Genomic DNA, 22,598 nt, shown 5'->3' with positions numbered 1-22,598 from the left:
GTCCCCTCCTCACTCGGCCGCGATGGGCATTGGGGTGGGGACCGGCGCCGGGGCGCTGCGGTGGGTTTCGGCGATGCGCTTCTCGAGCTCGTCGACGAAGACGTCGGCGTCGGCGCCGACTTCCTCGAGACGGCTGACGAGATAGTTGTAGCCGAACAGCGCCGGGATCGCGACCGCGAGACCCGCCACCGTCGCGAGCAGCGCCGCCGCGATGCCCGGTGCAATCGCGTTGATGTTGACGTCGCCCGCTGCTGCCACGCCGGCAAAGGTGATCATCACGCCGATCACCGTGCCGAGCAAGCCGAGGAACGGACCGCCCGAGATGGCGATGGTCAACAGCACCATCCACTTGTTGAGGCGCTGGTTCTCGCGCACCTGCCCGGCGTCCATCGCCGACCGGATCGCATCGACCGACTCCCGGCTGAGGCCGGTGCGCAGCGCCATGCTGTTTGCGCTGAAGCGTTCCGCCAGCCCCTGGTCGGCAATCGCGAACAGCCGTGCCAGCGTCGAGTCCAGCCCCATGCGGTTGAGCTCGTCACCCGGGATCGCTCCCTGGATGCGGCCGCTCGCCGTGGCATGGCGATAGGCGGTCAGAAAACGGCGGTTCGCCGAAACCGTACGCCCGACCAGCCGGCCCTTCGCCACCATCACCCACCAGCTGATCGCCGCCATGACACCGAGCAGGGCGATTACCACCCATGCATCGACCGTCAGCGCGCTGAACAGAATGCCGAAATAATTGTGGCCGCCGCCGCCCGCCGCATCGGCTTCGCCAGCGACGCTGACAAGGGTCGCGGAACGGCCCTGGCTCTGCGCGGCGAGCGCGATCACGCTGGCGCTGCGCGCGGTGTTGGCGCGGCCCAGCTCGTCGATGTCGCCGGTGAAGGCCGGGACCGGGCCGAGCGAACCAATCACTTCCTCGCCATCCAGCTGCGGCAGCGCCGCCTGGACGGTGCCGGCCGCCACACCGTTGACGTAGAGCGTGATCACACCGTCAGCCGCGGTGACCGCGAGATGCGCCCAGCTCGCCGGGGCGATTGCGGTCGACGCCAAAGCCTCGCCGGACGTGCCGTCGGCACCGGTCAGGCGGACATAGGGCACACCAGCACGCAGGCCGACGCTGAGGCGTGCGGGCACCGCTTCGCCGCCGGCGGTCAACTTGGTGAAGACCAGCCCTTCCTGCGGCCCGTTCGCCTGCGGACGGATCCACGCCGACCAGGTCATCGCCCCGCCCGCCGGAATGGTCAGCGACTGTGACGGCGCAACGCGCAGCTGGCTTTCGCCGGTAAAGGTCGCGCCGCCCGCGATCAGGCCCTCCACGCTCGGCTTGGCGCTGAACGCGGCGATGCGGTTGCGGTTGGCGGTCTGGTCCGCCGGTGCGCCATTCTCGGAGAAGTGCAGCACCAGACTCTGCTCACCGTCATAGCTGCCATTGGCGTTGGCTGCCGGGGTCGCCTGCTGGTTGCCGTAATAGACCCAGATCTTCTGTGATGCGCCCGCCTCGAGCTGCGGCAGATCGACCCAGATCAGCGCCAGTTCGGCGGTCGGGTCGAAGCGCTCGATATGATAGGTCAGTGCGGTCTTGTCGTCCGACCCGACGAAGCGGATATCGCCGCCGTCGGGACGCGCCTTCGAGAAGTCGAAATTCCCCGAATGGAGCCGCACCAGCACCGGCACGCGGGTCAGCGAACCCTGCACCCCGCGCAGGCCCGACGCGTTCAGCGTCACCTCACGGCGCTCGGTCCAGTCGTTGTTCCACCACGCCAGCGCGGAGGACGGAAGCAGCGCGAGCCCCAAAAGCAGCGCGCCGAGGATTTTCTTCATGATAACAACCCCCATCAGGAAATTCAGAATGCGAACCACAGGCGGAACTGGCCGCGGAGTTTGCCGTCGATGTCGGTGAGCGTGCCGCCCGGATCGATCAGCGGCGCCGCCAGCAATGCGTCGATATTGAGATGCTTCATCAGCCGGAGCCGCATGCCGACACCGGCGCTCGCGAGCTTGCCGTCGGCCTTCACCTTACCATTGAGATCGGGCAGCGGGTCGAGGATGCGGACATAGCCCCAGTCGGCGAAGCCGTAGAACCGCCACTCGTCGACCGGCTTGCCCGTCAGCCCCGCCAGCGAAGGCGAGAAGAGCTCGAACTGGCTGGAGACGCCGAGGTCGCCCAGCTCCGCGCTCTCATAATAGCCACGCACGCTGTCGAACCCGCCGATCGAGAATTCCTCGTTCGAGATCAGCGGCTCATCCGCAAGCTGCCCGGCGAGGCGCCAAGAATAGCGGATGTCGTTCTTGAACGTGTAGGTGTAGCTCGCGTCGAGCCGCAGCGATGACCAGCTCGCGCTGGCGTTGAAGCGCTTGAGGCGGAACTCGCGTTCGTCCGCGTCGAGCCCACGCAGGCCGACATTGACCGCGGCATTGAACGCGAAATCCGATCGCTCCCCGGTTCGCCCCGTCGCATATTGCAAGGTGAGCGGCATGTAGCTGATCGGCGTGCGGCCGAATTCGGGGCCGAGGACAAGATCTTCCTGGAAGTTCTTGTAGTCGAGCCCGAGCGTCAGCGTGTGCTTCCAGTCTCCCCGCGAGAAGTTATAGACCCCGCGGAGGCCGACAATATCGCCCGACCCGAGCACGTTGATTCCGCCGACCGCGGCGACGTCGCTGTCCGAATGGACACCGTAGAGCACCACCGCGAAGGGCGTGCCCTGGATCGGCGCGACATAGCTGCCCGAGACGATCCAGGATTGCGCCGGTTCCTGTGGCGTGAACTGCCCTTGCACGCTGAAGCTGTGCCCCATCTGCCAGAGATTGGCGTAGACCAGGCTGGCAGAGACGCGCAGCCGCTCGGTCTGAGCACTGGCGCGGTCGTTGAACTCAAGTGTGCCGTGCAGCGGCAGCTGATCTTCGACCTGCAGGTCGACATCGACCGTGCCCGGCGTATCGCCTGCCCGCAGCGCCGGCGTGATCGTCCGCTCACCGCTCTTGTTGAGCGCGGCGATCTCGTCCGACACCTGCTTGTAGTTGGGCACCGCGCCCTCGGCGAGCGAGGGCGCGCGCTTCTCGATATCGGCGGGCGAGAAGAAGCGCGCGCCGGTGACGCGCAGCCGGCCAACCGACAATTCGGTGACCTGGAGCCGCACGACGCCGTCGCGCACTTCCTGCTCGGGAACTTCGACCGCGACGGTCTCATAGCCCTTGTCGCGGTAAACTTTCTCCAGCGCCGCCCGCGCCTTCTCGACATCGTCCTGCGGCCGCTGCGGGCCGAGATAGGGCAATACCGCCGTCTCGACCTCGACGCGCGAGAGCACGCTGTTGCCCTCGATCCGGTAGTTCAGAATATCGACGGGCCGCGCCGCGGGAGCAGCCTCCTGCGCTGCAGCGGGAAACACCAGCATCGCTGCCGCTGCACGCACGCACCAAACACCACGCCCACGACTAAGATCGGCAACTCTCACCGCCACCCCCTGAGAAATCCGAATCGCCGGATAGATAGTAATTGTTACGTATCAGAGACTCATATTACTTTGATTTCTAAGAATATTATGCGCACGCCACAATACAGCCCGGAACATTCATTCCGGTCATCGCCAATATTAATTGATGACTATTGTTCTGTTTTTGGAAACGAACTTAAGGTCATTGCCAAACGGACGGCACCGGAACCCCGGTGTCGTCGCGTCGAACTTTATCTGCCTCTGCTCATGAGACGCGCCGCATCGCCGACTCCATCATCGGTTTGCGAAAAAATCTGTATGATCGCTTTGGCGGCGCGACACATGGCCGCGCCGCGGCCTCAGCGCTTCCGCGCACCGGCTCCGGTTATGGCGGCGCCATCCACGCCTTCGCGGTACGACCAGCCATAGAGTTCTGCGACGACCTCACCGAACTGGCGCCCGCCATTGGTGGCGAAGATGCCGCTGAGGCGCCGGTCGCCCGGGTCGGCGGACAGACGGATCGGGGTGCGCGTATAGCGGTTCATCTCCGCCACTGCTTCAGCGATCGGGGTTTCGCGAAACACCAGCTCGCCACGCCGCCATGACGTGATCGAATCGATGACCGGACGGTCGATACCGATCACACCGCTGTCGCGCAGGATCAGCCGCTGGCCCGGTTCCATCATCCGGGTGCCGCCGCGGCTCTCGACCTTCACCCGGCCTTCCACCAGCGTCACCGCCACGGCATCGGCCTGGCGCCGCACGAGGAAGGTCGTGCCGATCGCAGTCACCCGCCGGCCAGCGGCCTCCACCACGAACGGCCGCTTCGCATCCTTCTCGACCTCGAACATCGCTTCGCCGCGGTCGAGGATCACGGTACGCTCGCTGCCGGCGAAAGCGACGTGCAATTCGGTATCGGTGTTGAGCGTGACGCGCGATCCGTCGGACAGCGTCGCGACCTCTCGTCCGCCGATCTCGGTCGCGAAGCGTTGCCCGCCATCACGGTTCCACAGCAGCGTGCCGGTGAACAGCAGCAGCACCGCGGCTGCGAGCGCGGCGAACTGAGCCATGCCGGGCCGCTGGAACCAGCTCCGCCGGATGGCAGGCTTCTGCGCGGGCGCAAGCAAGGCAAGGTCGTCCCAGAGACCCTGCACGCGGGCATAAGCCTCCTGATTGGCCTCGGACTCGCCCAGCCAACCCTCGAGCGCGCGCGCGTCCTCGCCGCCGTCCGCGCGCAGCGTCCAGCCGGCGGCGGCTTCCAGCGCCATAGCCGCATTGCCCGTCATGTCCCCGCTCGTCGTCATTCCTTGTCCATCGCCTCGGCCAGAAGGGTCAGCCCGCGCTTCAGCCGCCGCTCCACCGTCGCGGTGCCGACCTGCTCGCGCTTCGCAATCTGATCGATCGTCAATCCCTCCAGCCGCTTGAGGACGATTACCGTCCTGATCTCCTCCGGCAGCGCATCGAGCGCAGCCCTCACCTGATCTAGACGTTTGCGCGCGCCGATCACATCATCGGGCGTCGGGGCGGGATCGTGAAGGTCCATGTCCTCGACCGGAACCGGCTCGAACCGCCAGCGCGCATGGCGGCGGACGATATCGGCGGCAAGGTTCAGCGCAACGCGGACGACAAAGCCTTCCGGCGCCGCGATCTCCTCGGACCGGCGCGCCTCCTCGAGCCGCAGGAACGCCTCCTGCGCAACCTCATCCGCGTCATTGGCGGAAAGGCCGCGGCGCATCACCAGCGCCCTGATCCGTCTTGCCGTCGCGTCGATCGATCGCATGGGTCGGATACCGGCGGCCACCGCCCCAGCGGCGATGGTCCCTGTCCGGACACGAACCGCAGCGGCCCCTGCCCAAAACGGCGAGACCCGTGGCAGCGCGCCCGGCATTCGTCAAGCGGGCCGGCGGCTCCCGATGCGGCACACACACCTGCGCCGAGAGAAAAGTCCCTCCGCCGAACCGGAGCCCCTCGCCCCGCTCCTATAATGGCGGAGTGAAGCTTCGCTACGGGGTCTGGGGGTTGTGACGATGAACGAGGGTGCCACCGATTTTCGCCTGAACGCGCCGCCTTCCGTCACGATGCGGACCGTCGCGGAGTTCAGGTCCGAACTGCGCGACGCCTGCGGTTCCCATTCCAGCGTCCTGCTCGACATCGGCGGCGTCACCGAAGCCGATCTCAGCTTCGTGCAGGTCGTCTATGCCGCCCGCTACCAGATGGACAGCGTCGGCGGCTCGCTGAAGCTGGCCGGCCCGGCCACCGCCGGCGCCCCGATTGCGGCGCTGCTCCAGCGCGCAGGCTTCACGAGCAACCCCGCCGATATCGATTTCTGGTTCCATGGAGAATTGCCGCAATGACTGCATCGATCCTGACCGTCGATGACTCGCCGAGCCTGCGCATGGCGATCCGCATTGCGCTGACCGGCGCGGGCTACGCCGTGACCGAGGCCGGCGACGGCGTCGAGGGGCTGCAAAGGGCCGGCGAGAGCCAGTTCGACCTGGTCGTCACCGACCTCAACATGCCCAACATGGACGGGCTGACCATGATCCGCGAGATGCGCAAGCTGCCCGCTTATTGCGGCACGCCGATCATCTTCCTGACCACCGAATCCGACGATGCGATGAAGGCGCAGGCCAAGGCCGCCGGGGCGACCGGCTGGCTGGTCAAGCCCTTCGTTCCCGACCAGCTGATCCGCGTCGCGCGCAAGGTGCTGGGCCGGTGAGCGGCCAGGATCCCATCGCCGCCTTCCGTGTCGAGGCTGGCGACCTGCTCGACCAGATCGAACATGGTCTGCTCGACCTCACCGGACGGCTGGACGACCGCGAACTGGTCGATGAGGTGTTCCGCGGCCTGCACACGCTCAAGGGCTCGGGCGCGATGTTCGGCTTCGATGCGCTGGCCACCTTCACCCATCACTGCGAAACCGCCTTCGATCGCGTCCGCAAGGGGCTTGCCCCCGCGACGCAGGAACTGGTCGCCGTCATCCTGTCGGCCCGCGACCATATGCGCCTGCTGATCGACGGCGATCAGGACCGGGCAACCGGCGACGCCATCCTCGCGCGGCTTCAGGCTGCGATCGAAGCGGCGGGCGGCGCGCCCGACCCGGATGCCGCGCCCGCTCGCAGACCGGCGGATGAAAGCCGCCCCGCCAGCAAGAGCGGCTGGCGGCTGCGTCTCCGCCTCCCTGCCGATGCCATGGCGAACGGCACCAATCCGCTGATGCTGCTCGATGAGCTGCGCGATCTGGGCGATTGCGCCGTGCACGCACTGACCGACCGGATTCCGCCGCTGGCCGACCTGACCCCGACCGAGAACCATGTCGGCTGGGAAGTCGAACTGCGCGGCGACGTGCCAATGAGCGCAATCGAGGACGTCTTCATCTTCGTGATGGACGATATGGAGCTGGCCTGCGAACCGCTTGAGGCCGGGCCGGAAGAAGCGCCTGCCGATGCGCCGCCGCCTCCGGCTGCCACCGCCGAGGCCGCGTCGCCGCCCGCCCGGGCCACCGCGGCTGCCAAGGCCGACGAAAGCGTCCGGGTTCCCGCCGAACGGCTGGACGAGCTGATGGACCGGGTCGGCGAGCTGGTGATCGCGCAAAGCCGCCTGTCGCAGCTGGCACAGGGCAGCGGCCATGACATGGTATTGCGTTCGGTGTCGGAAGAGATCGAACGGCTAGCAGGCGAATTGCGCGACACGATGATGGTGCTGCGCATGGTGCCGGTCGCATCGCTGTTCAACCGGTTCCGTCGCCTCGTCCACGACCTGTCGCGCGAGACCGGCAAGTCGATCGAGCTAGTGACGGAGGGCGAGGCTACCGAAGTCGACAAGACCGTCATCGAACGGCTGGCGGACCCGATGGTCCATCTGATCCGCAACGCCTGCGACCACGGCCTCGAGACGCCCGATCAGCGCGCATCCACCGGCAAGGCAGCCACCGGCACCGTACGCCTTTCGGCGCATCAGGCCGGCGGCGAGGTCGTGATCACCATTCAGGACGACGGGCGCGGCATCGATCGCGACCGGGTACGCGCCAAGGCCGAGGCACAGGGGCTGATCCAGCCCGGACAGGTGCTGGCAGATCAGGACCTGCTCCAGATGATCTTCCATCCCGGCTTCTCGACGGCTGCACAGGTCACCAACCTGTCGGGGCGCGGGGTCGGCATGGACGTCGTCAAGCGCACCATCGAAAGCCTGCGCGGCGCGATCGACGTCGCCAGCGCGCCCGGCAAGGGATCGACGATCACCCTGCGCATTCCACTGACGCTGGCGATCATCGACGGGCTGCTCGTCCGGGTCGGCTCGGGCCGCTATGTGATCCCGCTCGCCGCGGTCGAGGAGTGCCTCGAACTGTCGCTCGAACAGGACCTGCGTACCCGCGGCCGCAGCTTCATCACGCTGCGCGACAGCCTGGTTCCGTTCCTGCGCCTGCGCGAGATGTTCGCGACCGGCACGAAGCCCGACGCCTTCCAGAAGATCGTCGTCATCGCAACCGGAACCGAGCGGGTCGGGCTGGTCGTCGATCAGATCATCGGCAGCCACCAGACGGTGATCAAGTCGATGTCCGCGCTGCATCACAATGTCACCACCTTCGCCGGCGCGACCATCCTGGGCGACGGCGGGATCGCGCTGATCCTCGACGTGGCGCAGCTCGTCGACATCGGCCGCAACCAGGAGGAGCGGCTTCGCGCCGCTGGCTGAACCATGACCGATCGCATCACCACCCCCACACCGTGGGACGCGCAGGGCCAGCTGGAAGTGCTGACCTTCGACCTTCAGGGCGAGACGCTGGCGCTTGAAGCCTTTCTGGTGCGGGAGATCGTCGATCTCCTGCCAGAAACGCCGGTGCCGGGAGCACTGCCGCTGGTCGGCAGCGTCGTCAATTTCCGCGGGCGGATCATTCCGGTCGCCGATCTGCGCCTCGCCTTCGGCATGGCCGCGGCCGACGCCACCGTCGACAGCCGGATCGTCGTCATCGAAATCGAGCTGGACGGCGAAAGCATCCAGCTCGGCATCCGCACCGACAAGGTTCACGAAGTGACCACGCTGGACCGCGGTGCCAGCGAACAGCCGCCTTTGGTCGGGATGCGCTGGCGCCGCGACTATCTGCGTGAACTGGTGCGCCGGGATGAGGGCGTCGTCCTCCTGCCCGATCTTCCCGCCATTTTCCGATCGCTCGATGCGCCGGCCAGGTCAGCCGAACCGCATCTCACCCTCATTCACTGACGGTCATTTCCGACCCCACCTACAAGGATTGATCAGGATGCGTGCCACCATAAAAATGAAGCTGGGGGCGACCTTCACTGTCGTCGCCGTCATGTTGCTTGCCGTCAGCGTGATCGGAATCACGAAGATGGCGACGCTGAACACCGCGATCACCGCGCTCATCGAAGGTCCGGCCAAGCGCCAGGAACTCGCGCTGACCGCCGCCAACCAGCTCAGCATTCTGCTCCGCATGGAGCGGAACATGATGATGAACACGGATCCGGCGAAGCTGGCTGAATTCAACAGCGACACCGCATCGGCGCTGAAGCAGGTCGACGAGCTGACCACTGAGGGTGAACGTCGCGCGCCGGAACACACCAAGCCGATCTGGAGCAAGTTGCGCCAGGATTTCGCCGCCTATCGGCCGATCAACGAGAGGGTTCGCGCGCTGGCCTCGTCTGGCGACCTGGACACCGCCCGGAAGATCTCCTTCACCGACTCCAGCCGCTTCAACAATCTGATGGAAGACAGCACCACCAAGCTGATCGCGGCCGCATCGGTCGACATGGAGCGCGTGGACAAGGAAACCAACGAACTCTACGCTTTTTCGCGCACGCTGCTGTTCGCCGTGTCGGCTGCGGCGCTGCTGATCGCCGTCGCCGGTGCGCTCTGGATCTCGATGATCGTGTCGCGCGGCCTCAAGAACATCGGTACCGTCATCAGCGCGGTCGCGATCGGCGATCTCGATCAGGACGTGAAGATCACCAGCAACGACGAGATCAAGGATCTGGTCGATACGGTGAACAGCATGACCGCCAATCTGCGCGTCAGCGCGGGCCTGGCCGACAAGATCGCCGATGGCGACCTGACCATCACCCACAAGCCGCTGTCCGACAAGGATACCCTTGGCCATGCGCTGGTGCGGATGATCGATCGCCTGCGCGGTGTCGTCGGCGATGCCGGCGCGGCTGCGGAGAACGTCTCCGCCGGCAGCCAGGAACTGTCCGCCAATAGCGAACAGGTCTCTCAGGGCGCAACCGAACAGGCCGCCGCCGCCGAGGAAGCCTCCGCATCGATGGAACAGATGGCCGCCAACATCAAACAGAATGCCGACAATGCGGCGCAGACCGAGAAGATCGCGCGCCAGTCGTCCAAGGACGCCGAGGCCAGCGGCGTCGCCGTCGATCGCGCCGTGGGCGCGATGCGCACCATCGCGGAGAAGATCGGCATCGTGCAGGAAATCGCGCGCCAGACCGACCTGCTCGCGCTCAACGCGGCGGTCGAAGCCGCCCGTGCGGGCGAGCATGGCAAGGGCTTCGCGGTCGTCGCATCGGAAGTCCGCAAGCTCGCGGAGCGCAGCCAGACCGCGGCCGCCGAGATCGGCGCGGTGTCGACCGACACGGTCAAGGCCGCGACCGAGGCTGGCGAGATGCTGACCAAGCTGGTGCCGGATATCCGCCGTACCGCCGAGCTGGTCTCCGAAATCAGCGCTGCCTGCCGCGAACAGGATGTCGGCGCGTCGCAGATCAACGAGGCGATCCAGCAGCTCGACAAGGTCACGCAGCAGAATGCGGGCGCGTCCGAGCAGATCTCGACCACCTCGGAAGAGCTCGCCGCCCAGGCCGAGGAACTGCAGAGCAGCATCGCCTATTTCCGGATCGACGATCAGGGCAAGGCCCGTCGCTCGGCTCCGGCACCGGTCGTTCGCCCGGCCGCGGCACGCCCTGCCACGGTCAAGACCAAAGCCAAGCCGAACTCGATCGCCGATCAGAAGGCGCGTGTCGCTGGCTTCGCGCTCGACCTCAATCATGGCGGTCCCGATGCGGACGACGCCGAGTTCGGGGCGCAGGCGGCATGAGCGCGGTCGAGGAAATCCAGGCCGTCACCTTCGGTCTGGGGGCGGAAGTCTTCGCCGTGCCGGTGACGTTCGTGAAGGAGATCCTCGACTATCGCGAGACCTTCCGCATCCCCGGCGGGCCGGACTATCTGCTGGGTCTGACCGATCTGCGCGGACAGGGGGTCACCACCATCGATTTCCGGCTCCGGCTGGGTCTGCCTCGCGCCGATGCGACGTCCGCGACGCGCATCCTGGTGATCGAGGTGCCGCTCGCCGACCGGACATTGCTGCTCGGGCTGGTGGTCGATCGGGTGATCGAGGTCAGCAGCGTCCGGTCTGACGAGATCGAGGGCGCCCCCGATATCGGCGCGGAGTGGCCCTCCGACTACATTGCCGGGGTCGTACGCAGACAGGACGGCTTCGTCGTCCTGGTCGATGTCAACGCGATCTTCGCCAACGAAGCCTCGCCGGTGCTCACCGCTGCGGCGGCCTGAAGCATCCCTCCTGCCCGGCGGCCACATCGGCCGCCGGGACCCGTTTCCCCCGTCTCCGACACGCCCTTTAGGGAGCCTCCATGCCTGTTGCCGCCGCCAGCCAGACCGTTTCGGGCGACCATCTGAGCAAGCGCGATTTCGCGCGGCTGGCCGGGTTCATCCATGACTATGCCGGGATCAAGATGCCCGCCGGCAAGCTCACCATGCTGGAGGGGCGCCTGCGCCGCCGGGTGCGCGCCACCGGAACCGACGATCTCGAAAGCTACTGCAGCTGGCTGTTCGACGAAGGGCATCTGGCGGACGAGGCGCTGCACCTCATCAACGCGGTGACCACCAACAAGACGGATTTCTTCCGCGAACCCGCCCATTTCGACTTTCTGGAGCAAACGGCGCTGCCCGCGCTTCGCGACGCCGGGGTCCGTACGGTCCGGGCCTGGAGCTCGGCCTGCTCGACCGGACCAGAGGCCTATACGATGGCGATGCTGCTCGACGATTTCGCCGCGCGCAGCGATGGCCTTTCCTATGGCATCCTGGCTACCGACCTCGACACTGAGGTGCTGGAAACCGCCCGCCGCGGCATCTATCCGGCCGACCAGCTCGAGCCCGTGCCCGACCCGCTGGCGCGCCGCTATGTGCGGCGCCCGGTCGATCCGAAGCGGCGCGACGTGCGGATCGCACCCGAGCTGCGCAGCGCGATCGGCTTCGCCCGGCTCAACCTGATGGACGATCGCTATCCGATCGGCAGCCCGATGCATCTGATCTTTTGCCGCAACGTCCTCATCTATTTCGACAAGCCGACACAGCGGGCCGTCGTCGCACGCCTTGCCGAGAAGCTGACGCCCAACGGCTATCTGTTCCTCGGTCATTCGGAATCGATCACGGGGTTCGATCTGCCGCTGACGCAGGTCGCCAACACCGTCTTCCAACGGAGCAAGTGATGAGCGGCCAGAAGCGTGTTCGCGTGCTGGTCATCGACGACAGCGCCAGCGTGCGGCAGACGATGACCGCGATCCTGCAGGAGGATCCGCAGATCGAAGTGATCGCCGCCGCCGCCGATCCCTTCAGCGCCGCACGCTACATCCAGGACGAGGTGCCGGATGTCATCACGTTGGATGTCGAGATGCCGCGGATGGACGGCATCACCTTCCTGCGCAAGCTGATGAGCCAATGCCCCGTCCCCGTCGTCATGTGCTCCTCACTGACCGAAGAGGGGTCGGAGACGCTGCTCCAGGCGCTGGAGGCCGGCGCAGTCGATGTCATCCTGAAGCCGCGGATCGGCGTGGCGGATCATTTGATCGAGCAGCATTTCCAGATCCGCGAGACGGTGAAGGCCGCGGCCGGCGCGCGCGTCGGCGGGAAGCGCCCGCCCCGCCCCTCCACAGGCCGCGAACCCGAGAAGAAACTGACTGCCGACGCGGTCCTCCCGCCGCCCAGCGGCCGCGCGATGAGCCGCACCACCGAGATGGTCGTGTGCATGGGCGCATCGACCGGCGGGACGGAGGCGCTGCGCGAGGTGCTGGAGGCGCTGCCCGCCAATGCGCCGGGCATCGTCATCGTCCAGCATATGCCAGAACATTTCACCAAGGCCTTCGCCCGCCGTCTCGACGGTCTGTGCGAAGTGGCGGTCAAGGAGGCCAGCAACGGCGATCCGGTGCTGCGCGGCCATGTGCTGATCGCGCCGGGCGGCAAGCACACGATGCTGGAGCGGCAGGGCGCGCGCTATCACGTGTCCGTGCGCGACGGGCCGCTCGTGTCGCGCCACCGGCCCTCGGTCGACGTGCTGTTCAGATCGGCAGCACGCAATGCCGGCTCCAACGCGGTCGGGATCATCATGACCGGCATGGGCGACGACGGCGCACGCGGACTGCTCGAAATGCGCGAGGCGGGTGCGCGAACGATAGCGCAGGACGAAGCCAGCTCGATCGTCTTCGGCATGCCCAAGGAAGCGATCGCGCGCGGCGCGGCCGAGCAAGTGGCGCCGCTCCAGACCATCGCCCGCGCGCTGCTCCAAGCAGCAGACCGATAGGCTATCGGGGCGGACAAAGTTGACGATGTTACGCGAAACGCGATTTATGCTGTCAAGTTCGCCGCCTTTGTCCGGCGGAGGTTCGGTATCGCCATCGAATCGGGCGTATCGACGGACTCAAAGAGCAGTTGCCATGCGGCTGATCGATGCAAGCAAACCAATTCCAACATTGCAAGCCGGGCGGCTATGGGTGGGAGACGGCAGTTGCAAGTTGTCGCTCACAAAGCGATGCTCCGTGGATGGCATGCATCGTAAAACTTGAGGATGGCAGCGACATCTGCGCAAGCAACATGGGCTTTAGCGGAGCGCTTGCGTCCATCGGAGAAGCCATCTCCGACACAGACGCTCGACTATCGCGCTGGCTGGTAGATGTTTCAGATCGCGTTGCACCTTTCATGGATTTCGACCTGAGAGGTTTGAATTCTGATCACCGACGATCCTTTTGGCTAGGAGTGCAGCGGGCACATGAAAAATGTGCTCATTGGGACCAGCAGGCATTTTACTCACCGAGCGTCGATGTCATTCGCCAGTTTTACGAGCGACGCGCGGTTCAGGAAGTATCGTCCCTTGAGAAGGTCGATCCGGTTGATCTCGACGAAATCTGGTCTGACTACGACGGCACCTGAATGTCCGTCGGCTTCGACCGGAGGTCATTCGGCCCCTTCCTCTTTCAGAACAGCCCGTCGTCGAACAGATCGTCGTCGTCCTCCGCGGCCGCCGGCGCTGGAAGGTCGTCGTTCGCGCCCGCGGGCCGGAACGTCCGGTGGATCTCACGTTCCCGCGCCATGGTGTAGCGCGCAGCGATCTGATCCATCAGCGCCGACAGCGCCTGCTGCGCCGGTTCGGCCATCTCCGCCTCAGGCTGGATCTCGACGGCACGCGCCAGTTCCGCCAGCCCCTCCACCGCCTGCGTCAGCGCCGGGCCGATCTCCGCATCGCCACCGATATCGCCGGTCGTATCGTGGAGCATCGCGCCGATCCGCATCGCGTCCTGATCAACGCCCGACAAGCTCTCCGCCATGCGGACGCCGCCATCCTTGATCGCATGCAGCGACTGGAACAGCATCGCGTTGATGTCGGGCGCGGCTTCGCCCGTCTGCGCATCGCCGATCATACGGGCGGCGCTGTCGATCCGGTCGAAGCTCTGCGAAACCATCTCCCAGATCCCGGCCAGCCGGCGGGAGAAGGACTGGATCTCCTCCGAGATCACCGCCAGCCCGCGGCCGTCGGCGCCGAGCCCGCGGCATTGCAGTGCGGTGTTCCAGGCCATCTGCTCGACATCCTTCTGGATGCGATTGACCGCCTTCAGCCGGTCGAGCAGGCTGTCGGCCGCTCGCGACGTGGCATGACCCAGCTTGGCGCTGTCGGCCTCTGCCGCGCACAGCTGCCGCGTGACGTTGGCGACCCCGCCGATATCCTGTTCCAGCCGTTGGAGCACCTGCTGGATGTCGCCACCGCTGCCGCCGCCCTGCCGCATTTCGGCAAGCCGCGCCGCATCGGGCGCGATACCCTGCAGGCTGCCGGCGAGCGTCCGGGATTCGCGCAGGAAATCCGCGACGGTGTCAGCGGCCTGCGCAGCAGCCAGCGCGGTGACATGATCCACCAGATGCCGGCTGGTCGCAGGCGCCTCGCCCGACGCTGCGACGTGGGCGTCGAGCAGCGCGATGCTTTCCGAGATATGCTCGAGCCGCTGGCGCGTGATATCGCCGATCTGCAGCGCGCCCAGCGCCACCGCCACCTTGCTGCGAATGTCGCGCGCAAGCTCCGCAATCTGTTCCGCCAGCGCGGCGCTGCTGCCCTGAAGCTCCTGCAAGGTCAGCGCGTCGGCGGCCAGCTTCTGCGGCACGCGCGGGATGACCGCCGCACACTCGCGGCCGAGCAGCGTGTCGGCCGCGGCCATGTCGCGGATACCCTGCCCTAGCTGAGAGATTTCGGCTTCGAACTCGTCCACCTGCCGTTCGGCCTGCTCCAGCTTGGCGACCATGTGATCGGCAAAGCTCGCAAAGCCGTCCGCCCCGGCCGCGGCCACCTTGATGTTGAGGCCGCAGATGTTGAGGAAGGACAGGGTTCGACGGATCTGCTTGAGATGCTGGAACAATTCGCCGCTGGAGTCCTGGATCGCATCCAGACTCTGCTGACGCCGGGCCTGCTCCATCGGCAGGCCGGTCAGGCGATCGGCGGTCAGGCGCATGGTTTCGATCGCCGTCATGGTCGCCTGCCGGTTCATGGCGTTGGTCACCCCTTCAAGCGAGGAAACCAGCCGTTCCGCGATCTCATAGGCACTCGCCAATGCCGTACCCGCGCTGACGAAGCGCGCATCGAGGCTGGCCGCCAATCCCGCCAGTTCCGTACCGATAACGCCAAGCGGCGATGTGTCGCCGTTGACCGCGCATACCGCCGTCGAACCCTGCACGAAAATCTCCTGTCTGGCTGTCTGCCGGTTGGTTGCGGGTGCGCGGGCGCTCAGCGGCCCCCGGTCGCCCGTCGCATTTCAGCCTGGTGGACCTGGAAACGGCCTGCCTGCGTGGCCAGCCGGGTGGCGTCACCATGCAGCGACCGGGCGGACACGGTATTCTGCTCGATCATCGATGCGTTCTGCTGTGTCGCCTGATCCATCGTTCCGACGACCGTGTTGATCTCCGAAATCGCGCTGGACTGCGCCGCATTGTCATCCGACATCTGGGCGATGAGCGCGTGGACGCGTTCGAACTGCGTCGCCACGCCGTTCAACACGTCATCCACCCGGCTCACGGCGCCGACGGCAAGCTCGATCTCGGACTGGGTTGCGGACAGGCCCTCGCGCGCCTTGCGCGCCTCCTCCTCTGCCCGCATGGCGAGCGCGCGGACAAGGTCAGCCACCACGGCAAAGCCACGGCCCGCTTCTCCGGCGCGGCCGGCCTCGACCGCCGCGTTCATCGCCAGAACGCGTGTCTGGAACGCGATCTTGTCGACCCCTTCGATCACCGTGTCGATGCCGCGGGCGCTCTCGTGAACCACGGTCATCGTCTGGACCGCGTCGCTCGCGCCATTCTTGCCCTGCTCCATCGCCGTGCGCGCCTCGTCCGCGATCGTCAGCGTCTCGCGCGCGCCCGACGCGGTCGTCCTGACCCGCGCCTCGATCTGGCCGAGCGCTGCGGCGGTCTGTTCGAGCGCTGCGGCGTTGCTTTCCATGCGGCGCGCCAGATCCTCCGATGCTGCGGCGATGTCGTGCGAACCGCCCTGGATGGCACCGGATGCCTGGACCACCGACCCGATCGTCGCGCGCAGATTGGCCAGCGTCATGTTGTAAGAGCGTTCGAGCGAAGCGAAGGCCGAGGGCAGTCCGGCGACATCCTCCGCGAGATCGCCGTCCGCCAGCCGCGCCAATGCGGCGTCCAGCGTCGCGATCGCCCGATTCCGTTCGGCCGCCGCTTCCTCGAAATAGACCGAGATCGACAATTCCATGTCAAGCAGCGCCGCCTTAGTGAGCGCCGCGATCATCTCGCTCCGTGCGGCGCGCTGGCCCAGCAATCGCTTCCACGGCGAGGCCGAGCGATCGACGGCGCGGACGACTTCCTCCAGCACCAGGCTGTACGCCGCGATGTACCAGCGCGGTTCAAGGCCGATACGGGCGTGGACTGCGCCGATCCGGCGCACACTGTCATAGTAATCGGCGTCGAACCGGCCGTTGATCAGGTGCATCCAGTGCCGCGTCTGCGCGGCATGCGCGGACGCCATATGCGCGTCGTCACGAAAAAAACGGGCGGTTTCAGGGGTAGCGCGCGCGCGCGCGTAGAAGCGGTCGAGGGCAGACCCGATGCAACGTTCGACGATCGGGCGCGATGCCCGAAGCGTGTCGCGTTGCCTCTCGCTCAGCTCGAAAAACCGGAGCCGCGCTTCAATGTCCGTGACACTCATCTTTCGCCCTCATTGCGATCAGGCGCACGGCGCCGACCGAAAACCGCATGTTGTTATGATAGGACGGGAACCGCATTTCCGGTCCCGCGGCGCGGTTTATCTTGCCCTGCCGGCAGGCTGCCTGCGTCAACGGTCGCGTGCGCCGAACCGGCCGAAAGGCGATGTTCCGCCGATGCAAATAAGGGGAACCCCTTAGTTGGAAGGTCATACAAGCTGTCGCAACGTCATCTCAGGGTTCGGGGGACGGTCTCTACATATCTGCCAATCGCGCGCCCTGTGGGGCGGGGATCATGATCGAGAGCGTGTGCAAAGATGTTCGATGGGCTGGAAACCACCGTCGTCGCGGCCGATATGCCGGCAATAGAGTTCGAGTTCAGATTGAGGTTGCGGGTCGAATGCCCAACCGCTCTTTGGCAGGCGGCAGCCCGGCATTGCAGCAGCCACATCGATGCGTCGATCGATGACATCGTCGAGCTGATCGGCCCGCAGGAAGATCCGTCGATCGCCGATTGCCTGATGGCGCTGGCGCTTCCCGCCCGGATCGCGGGCTGCACCATGACGAATGTATCCATCGACGCCGAAGGCGCTCCGGCGCGGCGTGGCGGCGACTAGCCTCAAGGGCTGATCCGGCGTCCGGACCAGCCCCGTTCGATCACGTGCCGGCCGAGACAGCGACCAGCCCGTAGAGCGGCATGCGGATGCCGTTGACGCCCAGCATGATTTCCCCGCCGCTGGCGACGACATCGGTGACCTTGGCCACCGAGTTGATCGTGGTCTCCAGCTTGTCGCCGCTCGCCGTGGTCGCCTTGACCGCCAGCGTATAGGCGCCGTCCGGCGCGCGGGTGCCGTCGCTCTTCTTGCCGTCCCATTCGAACCGGCCCTGCGCCTTCGGATCGAGCGTCACCGTGTTCACGACCTTGCCCGACGCATCGGTGATCGTCGCGGTGATCGCGGTGGGCGTCCCGTTCACATGATAGGTCCAGGTCGCGGGATCGGTGCCCAGGCCGGCGACGGCGGAATCGAAGCGCGCCTCGCGCCCGATGAAGCCCGATGCCTGCGACATCTGCTGCGCGCCCAACTGCGACAGGATATCCTTCAGCGTACCGGTCTGCTGGATCGACTGCTCGACCTGCGAATATTGCACCAGCTGCTGGGTGTATTCGGACGTGTCCATCGGATCGAGCGGATCCTGATGCTGCATCTGGGTCGTCAGCAGCTTCAGGAACATGGTGTAGTCCTTCGACAGCCCCGCCAGCGGCGATCCGGAATTGTTCTGGCCGTTCGCGCCAGCATTTGCGTTGATCGTCGTCATCCTGCTTCGTCCTTATGCCATGAGGTCAACCTGACCGCTGGAGCGCAGCGGTCGGTAATGCACATCGGCGAGATCGGCCCCGCTATCGCCCGCCGGCCCCTGCGACCCGCCCGACTGCGCCTGCTGCCCGCGTTGTCCGCTGTGGCCGCCGCCCTGCCCCTGATCGCCGGACCGCGCGTCGAAGCGGAGCGACTGGGCGTCAGAACGGATGCCCGCATCGGCCAGTGCGCGGTTGAGATCGCCGCTTTCCCGCCGCAGCATTTCGAGCGCGCCCGGGCTCTCGGCGGACATCACCGCGCGCAGCACGCCATCGCCGTCGAAGGACAGGCGGACATGGATACGCCCCATGTCGCGCGGATCGAGCCGGATCAGCAGATCCTCCCGGTCCCCCTTGGCGGCCCTGGCGATTTCGACACCGATATCGGCGCCCATGCGGCCGGGCTGAGCCGCGACGACCGGCGCCTGCGGAGACGTCTGCGCGGCCGGCGGATAGGGTGCGGCGGCGGGGCGGCTGGTCACCGGCGCCATCGTCTGGGTCAGCAGCGGCGACGGCAGTCCCGCATCGGACTGGTCGGCGGTTGCAGGCACATCCGTAGCCGCGCTGGCAGCCGCCACGCCCTGCGCGGCAGACCGCGCCGTATCACCCGCCGGCATTTCCTTGCCGCCGGACATCGGCATGTTCGCCGTCGCATGGGCCTGTTTGGCCGCTTTCGGCCGCTTGATCTCCGAAACCGCCTCGGGCGCATCCGCGTCGGCTTTCGCGGAAGCCGCCGGAGCCGCCTGCGCGGCTGGCTGCGCCGCGCCGGCCGAAGGAACCGGGGTTTGCAGCGCTGCCACAGCCGGCTGCGCGGTGACCTCGTCCCCGTCAGCTTCGCTCGCAGCCGGATCGGCGGCCTCTTCCTTGAGCGCCGGAGTCGGCTCCGTCTGCGTGCCGGCCATGACGGCGGTCTGATCCTGAGCGGGCAGCTGAGGCTGCATGATCACGGGCTGCCCCGGTTCGGAAGGTGCGGCGTCTACCTCAGACGCGGGTTCATCCGCGCGCACCGACGGCTTGCCCGGAACCGGCGCGGCCGGTTGGCCTTCGCTCCCACGCGTCGGCGGTAGCGCGGGCAGGTCGACGGCGACTTCCGGGATCAGCGCCGGCAACTCGCCCGTGCCGGGCATCGCACCCGGCTCCGTGCCGGCCGGCGCGATCGCTCCGGGTACAGCAGCGGGCGTAACCGCAGGATCGATTCGCGGCGCGGCAGCGGCCGGCTGCGCAGGCGGGGCGGTCGTGGCGTCGACCAGCGCGCCGAAGACGGCGGCTGCCATAGGCAGCGCGGTTCCCGTTTCCGGAAGCGGCTGGCTGACGGCGCCCGTCAATGGCGTGGGCGCGGAGAGGATCGCTGATGCAGTCATGGACTCTCGATCTTGAGGCGAGCGGTGAACGCGCCCGTCAGACTATTATAGAGGGATTGCCGGCGCCGCGGTCGCGTCAGCCGATCATTCCCAGGCTGCGCAGGCGCGCGCGCGGATGAACCTCGTTCTGCGACAGCACGACGGTGGCCGGACGGACCCGCTCGATGATCGAGCGGACGAAGGGGCGCAGCGGCGGGCTGGTGAGCAGGCAGGGGATTTCGCCCTGGGTGGCGAAACGGTCATAGGCTTCGCGCACCGCGCCGATGAACGCCTGAAGGTTCGACGGCGCCATGGCGAGATGGCGTTCCTCCCCCTGCCCCACGATGCTTTCGGCAAAGGCCTCGTCCCACTGGCTGCCCAGGGTCACGACCGGGATCGTGCCGTCGAAGGTCTGCTGCGCGGAAATCTGACGCGACAGGCGGGCGCGGACATGCTCGGTCACCTGAGTCAGGCTGCCCGTCATCGCCGTCGCCTCGGCCACCCCCTCCAGGATGGTCGGGATGTCGCGGATCGACACGCCCTCGGCCAGCAGGTTCTGCAGCACGCGCTGGACGCCGGAGATCGAGATCTTGGCCGGGATCAGGTCGGCGATCAGCTTCTCCGCGTCCTTGTGGACCTCGTTCAGCAGCTTCTGCGTCTCGGCATAGGAGAGCAGGTCGGCGATATTGTCCTTCACGATCTCGGTCAGGTGGGTGGTAACGACCGTGCCGCAATCGACCACGGTCAGGCCGCGGAACCCGGCCTCCTCGCGCATGTCGCGGTCGATCCACAGCGCCGGGAGCTGGAATACCGGCTCCTTGGTGGGTTCGCCGCGGATGCCCGTCTCTTCCCCGCCCGCGTTGATGACGAGCAGCTTGCCGATGCGGAGCTCGCCGCGCGCGATCTCGGTCTCCTTGACGTAGACGACATATTCGTTGGGCTGGAGCGCCATGTTGTCGAGGATGCGGACCGACGGCAGGACGAAGCCGAAATCGATCGCCATCTGCCGCCGCAACGCGCGGACCTGATCGTCCAGCCGCGGTTCTGCGCTGGCGTCGTTGATCATCGGCAGCAGGCCATAGCCGAGCTCGATCCGCAGCGCGTCGATCGCCAGGGTATGCGAAATCGGTTCCTCGACCTGCTCGGTCTCCTGCTGCGCCACGATTTGCGCCAGGCGTTCCTCGACCGCCGCGGCCTCAGCCTTCTTGCTCATGCTCCACGCCAGCCAGCCGCAGATGCCGCCGAACAGTGCGAAGGGGGCGAAGGGCAGGCCTGGCACCAGCGCCAGCGCCAGCATCAGCGCCGCAACCACGCCGAAGGCCTTGGGATAGCGGCCCAGCTGCTCGCCGAGCGCCGCGCCGGTCTTGCCCGCAATGCCGCCCTTCGACACCAGCAAGCCGGCCGCGATCGAGACGACCAGCGCCGGGATCTGGCTGACCAGCCCGTCGCCCACGGTCAGGATCGTATAGGTCTCGAACGCCTCGCCAAAGGGTACGCCGTGAATGGCGACGCCGATGATGAGGCCGACAACGATGTTGATCGCGGTGATGAGAAGCGTGGCGATCGCGTCGCCCTTCACGAACTTCGACGCACCGTCCATCGCGCCGTAGAAGCCGCTCTCCGCCTCGATCTCCGCACGGCGCTCTCTGGCCTGCGTCTCAGTGATCGTGCCGGCGTTGAGGTCGGCGTCGATCGCCATCTGCTTGCCCGGCATCGCGTCGAGGCTGAAGCGCGCGCCGACTTCGGCGATGCGCCCCGCACCCTTGGTGATGACGACGAAGTTGATGACGATCAGGATCGCGAAGATGGTGAGGCCGATCACCGTCTGCCCGCCCATCAGGAACTCGCCGAACGCCGCGATCACCCCGCCGGCAGCATGCACGCCCTCATGACCATGTCCCAGGATCAGCCGTGTCGAGGCGAGGTTGAGGCCCAGCCTCAACATCGTGACGATCAGCAGGATCGTCGGAAAGCTCGACAGCTGGAGCGGTTTGTCGATGAACAAGGCCGTCATCAGGATCAGCACCGACGCCGTGATCGACAGCGCCAACCCCAGATCGAGCAGCCAGCCGGGCATGGGCAGGATCAGCATCGCGATGATGCCGGTCACGCCCAGCCCCAGCACCAGATCGCGGCCGGGGCCCAGGCGCGCGATCATCTCGTTGATCTTCGCGGGCAGTTGGACGTTCATCGACGGGTTCCGATCCGATTAGTGGTGCAGCGCGCCGGGCAGGCGGGTGAGGCCTTCGGCCACGAAGCTGCGCAGTTTGTTGCGGATGGTCCGCACCGAAATGCCGAGCATCGCGGCGGCCATGGTGCGGTTGCCATGACAGCGCTCGAGCGTCTGAAGGATCAGCGCGCGCTCAACCTCGTCGACGGTGCGGCCGACCAGATCCTCGACCGCGGCGGTCATTGGCTGATCCGGCCCGCGTTCGCCGCGCAGCCGGGCGATGACGTCGGGCAGGTTGATGGCGACATCCACCACCACCAGTTCGCTGACGGTGCGGCGCCAATTCTCCAGCGCCTGATGGTCCGCCGCACCGATCGCGATGCTTGCGGCGGAACCGCGCACCATCTCGACCGCCAGGCCCATCGCCTTGTTGAGGTCGCCGACCAGCATCAGGCGGGTCGGATCCTGTTCCAGTGCGGGCATTATCGCTCCTGTCGCACAATTTCGGTAAGGGTGATGCCCAGTGCGCTGTCGATCAGAACGACTTCGCCGCGGGCGATCAGGCGGTTGTTGACGAAGATGTCGACCGGCTCGCCCACGCGGCGGTCGAGTTCGACCACCATGCCCGGCTTCAGCCGCAGCAGCTCGCCAATGTCCATCCGCGCCCGGCCCAGGATCGCCTGGACCTTGACCGGCACGTCGAACACGGCGTGAAGGTCGTCCGGCACCGGCGGTGCGCTGGGACGCGGCGACCAGTTGGGGTCGGCGTTCATCTCCACGTCGCCATCGGCCCCGTCGGTCAGATGGGCCGGCGTCAGCTGCCGGGGTTCAGTTTCTTCACTCATGGCTTCC

At 66.6% G+C, this 22,598-nt stretch carries 21 protein-coding genes; 10 read left to right on the top strand and 11 right to left on the bottom strand.

What is annotated here, in order from left to right:
- Nucleotides 1–9 precede the first annotated feature (9 nt).
- The 4 genes from AC07TU_RS14010 to AC07TU_RS13995 all read right to left on the bottom strand — a co-directional run bounded on the left by AC07TU_RS14010 (nucleotide 10) and on the right by AC07TU_RS13995 (nucleotide 5,214).
- Nucleotides 10–1,824 carry a DUF2341 domain-containing protein gene (locus AC07TU_RS14010; RefSeq protein ID WP_495188535.1) on the bottom strand — a complete coding sequence of 605 codons (1,815 nt, stop codon included), beginning with the start codon at nucleotides 1,822–1,824 and terminating at the stop codon, nucleotides 10–12.
- A gap of 23 nt (nucleotides 1,825–1,847) precedes the next feature.
- Nucleotides 1,848–3,413 carry a ShlB/FhaC/HecB family hemolysin secretion/activation protein gene (locus AC07TU_RS14005; RefSeq protein WP_495188534.1) on the bottom strand — a complete coding sequence of 522 codons (1,566 nt, stop codon included), beginning with the start codon at nucleotides 3,411–3,413 and terminating at the stop codon, nucleotides 1,848–1,850.
- Nucleotides 3,414–3,793: 380 nt separating this feature from the next.
- Nucleotides 3,794–4,738, bottom strand: a complete 945-nt coding sequence (locus tag AC07TU_RS14000) for a FecR family protein (protein WP_495188533.1) — start codon at nucleotides 4,736–4,738, stop codon at nucleotides 3,794–3,796.
- Entirely contained in the window at nucleotides 4,735–5,214 is a 480-nt protein-coding gene (locus tag AC07TU_RS13995; protein ID WP_495188532.1) for an RNA polymerase sigma factor, read from the bottom strand. Before AC07TU_RS13995 ends, AC07TU_RS14000 begins: the two co-directional genes overlap by 4 nt.
- 247 nt (nucleotides 5,215–5,461) lie before the next feature.
- On the opposite strand from AC07TU_RS13995, the gene AC07TU_RS13990 reads away from it, so the two are divergent.
- The 9 genes from AC07TU_RS13990 to AC07TU_RS13950 all read left to right on the top strand — a co-directional run bounded on the left by AC07TU_RS13990 (nucleotide 5,462) and on the right by AC07TU_RS13950 (nucleotide 13,616).
- Nucleotides 5,462–5,788, top strand: a complete 327-nt coding sequence (locus AC07TU_RS13990; RefSeq protein WP_495188531.1) for an STAS domain-containing protein — start codon at nucleotides 5,462–5,464, stop codon at nucleotides 5,786–5,788.
- Nucleotides 5,785–6,153, top strand: coding sequence for a response regulator (locus tag AC07TU_RS13985; protein WP_495188530.1), 369 nt, complete (start codon nucleotides 5,785–5,787; stop codon nucleotides 6,151–6,153). Before AC07TU_RS13990 ends, AC07TU_RS13985 begins: the two co-directional genes overlap by 4 nt.
- Nucleotides 6,150–8,129: a chemotaxis protein CheA gene (locus AC07TU_RS13980; RefSeq protein ID WP_495188529.1), complete on the top strand. Its 1,980-nt coding sequence runs from the start codon at nucleotides 6,150–6,152 to the stop codon at nucleotides 8,127–8,129. The genes AC07TU_RS13985 and AC07TU_RS13980 overlap by 4 nt, the downstream gene beginning before the upstream one ends.
- A gap of 3 nt (nucleotides 8,130–8,132) precedes the next feature.
- On the top strand, nucleotides 8,133–8,654 hold the full coding sequence (locus AC07TU_RS13975) for a chemotaxis protein CheW (protein ID WP_495188528.1): 522 nt from the start codon (nucleotides 8,133–8,135) through the stop codon (nucleotides 8,652–8,654).
- Between the two features lie 37 nt (nucleotides 8,655–8,691).
- Entirely contained in the window at nucleotides 8,692–10,491 is a 1,800-nt protein-coding gene (locus tag AC07TU_RS13970; RefSeq protein ID WP_495188527.1) for a methyl-accepting chemotaxis protein, read from the top strand.
- Entirely contained in the window at nucleotides 10,488–10,964 is a 477-nt protein-coding gene (locus tag AC07TU_RS13965; protein WP_495188526.1) for a chemotaxis protein CheW, read from the top strand. Before AC07TU_RS13970 ends, AC07TU_RS13965 begins: the two co-directional genes overlap by 4 nt.
- Nucleotides 10,965–11,044: 80 nt before the next feature.
- Nucleotides 11,045–11,902 carry a CheR family methyltransferase gene (locus AC07TU_RS13960; protein WP_495188525.1) on the top strand — a complete coding sequence of 286 codons (858 nt, stop codon included), beginning with the start codon at nucleotides 11,045–11,047 and terminating at the stop codon, nucleotides 11,900–11,902.
- Nucleotides 11,902–12,990 carry a protein-glutamate methylesterase/protein-glutamine glutaminase gene (locus AC07TU_RS13955; RefSeq protein ID WP_495188524.1) on the top strand — a complete coding sequence of 363 codons (1,089 nt, stop codon included), beginning with the start codon at nucleotides 11,902–11,904 and terminating at the stop codon, nucleotides 12,988–12,990. Before AC07TU_RS13960 ends, AC07TU_RS13955 begins: the two co-directional genes overlap by 1 nt.
- A gap of 239 nt (nucleotides 12,991–13,229) precedes the next feature.
- A complete protein-coding gene (locus tag AC07TU_RS13950) occupies nucleotides 13,230–13,616 on the top strand; it encodes a hypothetical protein (protein WP_495188523.1) in 387 nt (128 codons plus the stop codon).
- A gap of 44 nt (nucleotides 13,617–13,660) precedes the next feature.
- Here AC07TU_RS13950 and AC07TU_RS13945 read toward each other — a convergent pair whose 3' ends face one another.
- Nucleotides 13,661–15,403, bottom strand: coding sequence for a hypothetical protein (locus tag AC07TU_RS13945; protein ID WP_495188522.1), 1,743 nt, complete (start codon nucleotides 15,401–15,403; stop codon nucleotides 13,661–13,663).
- 50 nt (nucleotides 15,404–15,453) lie between these two features.
- A complete protein-coding gene (locus tag AC07TU_RS13940) occupies nucleotides 15,454–16,887 on the bottom strand; it encodes a protoglobin domain-containing protein (RefSeq protein ID WP_495188521.1) in 1,434 nt (477 codons plus the stop codon).
- Between the two features lie 312 nt (nucleotides 16,888–17,199).
- On the opposite strand from AC07TU_RS13940, the gene AC07TU_RS13935 reads away from it, so the two are divergent.
- Nucleotides 17,200–17,499 (top strand): hypothetical protein, encoded by a 300-nt coding sequence (locus AC07TU_RS13935; RefSeq protein ID WP_495188520.1) that lies wholly within the window; start codon nucleotides 17,200–17,202, stop codon nucleotides 17,497–17,499.
- A 40-nt stretch (nucleotides 17,500–17,539) separates the two neighbouring features.
- On the opposite strand, the gene AC07TU_RS13930 is transcribed toward AC07TU_RS13935, so the two are convergent.
- The 5 genes from AC07TU_RS13930 to fliN form a co-directional block, all read right to left on the bottom strand.
- Nucleotides 17,540–18,199, bottom strand: a complete 660-nt coding sequence (locus tag AC07TU_RS13930; protein ID WP_495188519.1) for a flagellar hook assembly protein FlgD — start codon at nucleotides 18,197–18,199, stop codon at nucleotides 17,540–17,542.
- A 12-nt stretch (nucleotides 18,200–18,211) separates the two neighbouring features.
- Nucleotides 18,212–19,597 carry a flagellar hook-length control protein FliK gene (locus AC07TU_RS13925; RefSeq protein ID WP_495188518.1) on the bottom strand — a complete coding sequence of 462 codons (1,386 nt, stop codon included), beginning with the start codon at nucleotides 19,595–19,597 and terminating at the stop codon, nucleotides 18,212–18,214.
- 76 nt (nucleotides 19,598–19,673) lie between these two features.
- Entirely contained in the window at nucleotides 19,674–21,767 is a 2,094-nt protein-coding gene (gene flhA, locus AC07TU_RS13920) for a flagellar biosynthesis protein FlhA (protein ID WP_495188517.1), read from the bottom strand.
- An 18-nt stretch (nucleotides 21,768–21,785) separates the two neighbouring features.
- The gene (locus AC07TU_RS13915) at nucleotides 21,786–22,229 is read right to left on the bottom strand and encodes a helix-turn-helix domain-containing protein (RefSeq protein ID WP_495188516.1); all 444 of its coding nucleotides are present in this window, start codon (nucleotides 22,227–22,229) and stop codon (nucleotides 21,786–21,788) included.
- On the bottom strand, nucleotides 22,229–22,591 hold the full coding sequence (gene fliN / locus AC07TU_RS13910; RefSeq protein ID WP_495188515.1) for a flagellar motor switch protein FliN: 363 nt from the start codon (nucleotides 22,589–22,591) through the stop codon (nucleotides 22,229–22,231). Before fliN ends, AC07TU_RS13915 begins: the two co-directional genes overlap by 1 nt.
- Between the last annotated feature and the right edge of the window lie 7 nt (nucleotides 22,592–22,598).

Source organism: Sphingomonas sp. GW821-FHT03E12, from assembly GCF_059420685.1.
The sequence above is the reverse complement of the archived record's forward strand: the minus strand, read 5'-3'. Positions and strand labels throughout refer to the sequence as shown.

Excerpts from the sequence above, each read along its gene's own strand:
- AC07TU_RS13950 (WP_495188523.1), top strand. The coding sequence starts at position 13,230 with ATGGCATGCATCGTAAAACTTGAGGATGGCAGCGACATCTGCGCAAGC.
- AC07TU_RS13995 (WP_495188532.1), bottom strand. The coding sequence starts at position 5,214 with ATGCGATCGATCGACGCGACGGCAAGACGGATCAGGGCGCTGGTGATG.
- AC07TU_RS13975 (WP_495188528.1), top strand. The coding sequence starts at position 8,133 with ATGACCGATCGCATCACCACCCCCACACCGTGGGACGCGCAGGGCCAG.
- AC07TU_RS13970 (WP_495188527.1), top strand. The coding sequence starts at position 8,692 with ATGCGTGCCACCATAAAAATGAAGCTGGGGGCGACCTTCACTGTCGTC.
- AC07TU_RS13930 (WP_495188519.1), bottom strand. The coding sequence starts at position 18,199 with ATGACGACGATCAACGCAAATGCTGGCGCGAACGGCCAGAACAATTCC.
- AC07TU_RS13940 (WP_495188521.1), bottom strand. The coding sequence starts at position 16,887 with ATGAGTGTCACGGACATTGAAGCGCGGCTCCGGTTTTTCGAGCTGAGC.
- AC07TU_RS14010 (WP_495188535.1), bottom strand. The coding sequence starts at position 1,824 with ATGAAGAAAATCCTCGGCGCGCTGCTTTTGGGGCTCGCGCTGCTTCCG.
- AC07TU_RS13985 (WP_495188530.1), top strand. The coding sequence starts at position 5,785 with ATGACTGCATCGATCCTGACCGTCGATGACTCGCCGAGCCTGCGCATG.
- AC07TU_RS13925 (WP_495188518.1), bottom strand. The coding sequence starts at position 19,597 with ATGACTGCATCAGCGATCCTCTCCGCGCCCACGCCATTGACGGGCGCC.
- AC07TU_RS14000 (WP_495188533.1), bottom strand. The coding sequence starts at position 4,738 with ATGACGACGAGCGGGGACATGACGGGCAATGCGGCTATGGCGCTGGAA.
- AC07TU_RS13965 (WP_495188526.1), top strand. The coding sequence starts at position 10,488 with ATGAGCGCGGTCGAGGAAATCCAGGCCGTCACCTTCGGTCTGGGGGCG.
- fliN (WP_495188515.1), bottom strand. The coding sequence starts at position 22,591 with ATGAGTGAAGAAACTGAACCCCGGCAGCTGACGCCGGCCCATCTGACC.
- AC07TU_RS13935 (WP_495188520.1), top strand. The coding sequence starts at position 17,200 with ATGTTCGATGGGCTGGAAACCACCGTCGTCGCGGCCGATATGCCGGCA.
- flhA (WP_495188517.1), bottom strand. The coding sequence starts at position 21,767 with ATGAACGTCCAACTGCCCGCGAAGATCAACGAGATGATCGCGCGCCTG.
- AC07TU_RS13915 (WP_495188516.1), bottom strand. The coding sequence starts at position 22,229 with ATGCCCGCACTGGAACAGGATCCGACCCGCCTGATGCTGGTCGGCGAC.
- AC07TU_RS13990 (WP_495188531.1), top strand. The coding sequence starts at position 5,462 with ATGAACGAGGGTGCCACCGATTTTCGCCTGAACGCGCCGCCTTCCGTC.
- AC07TU_RS13955 (WP_495188524.1), top strand. The coding sequence starts at position 11,902 with ATGAGCGGCCAGAAGCGTGTTCGCGTGCTGGTCATCGACGACAGCGCC.
- AC07TU_RS13960 (WP_495188525.1), top strand. The coding sequence starts at position 11,045 with ATGCCTGTTGCCGCCGCCAGCCAGACCGTTTCGGGCGACCATCTGAGC.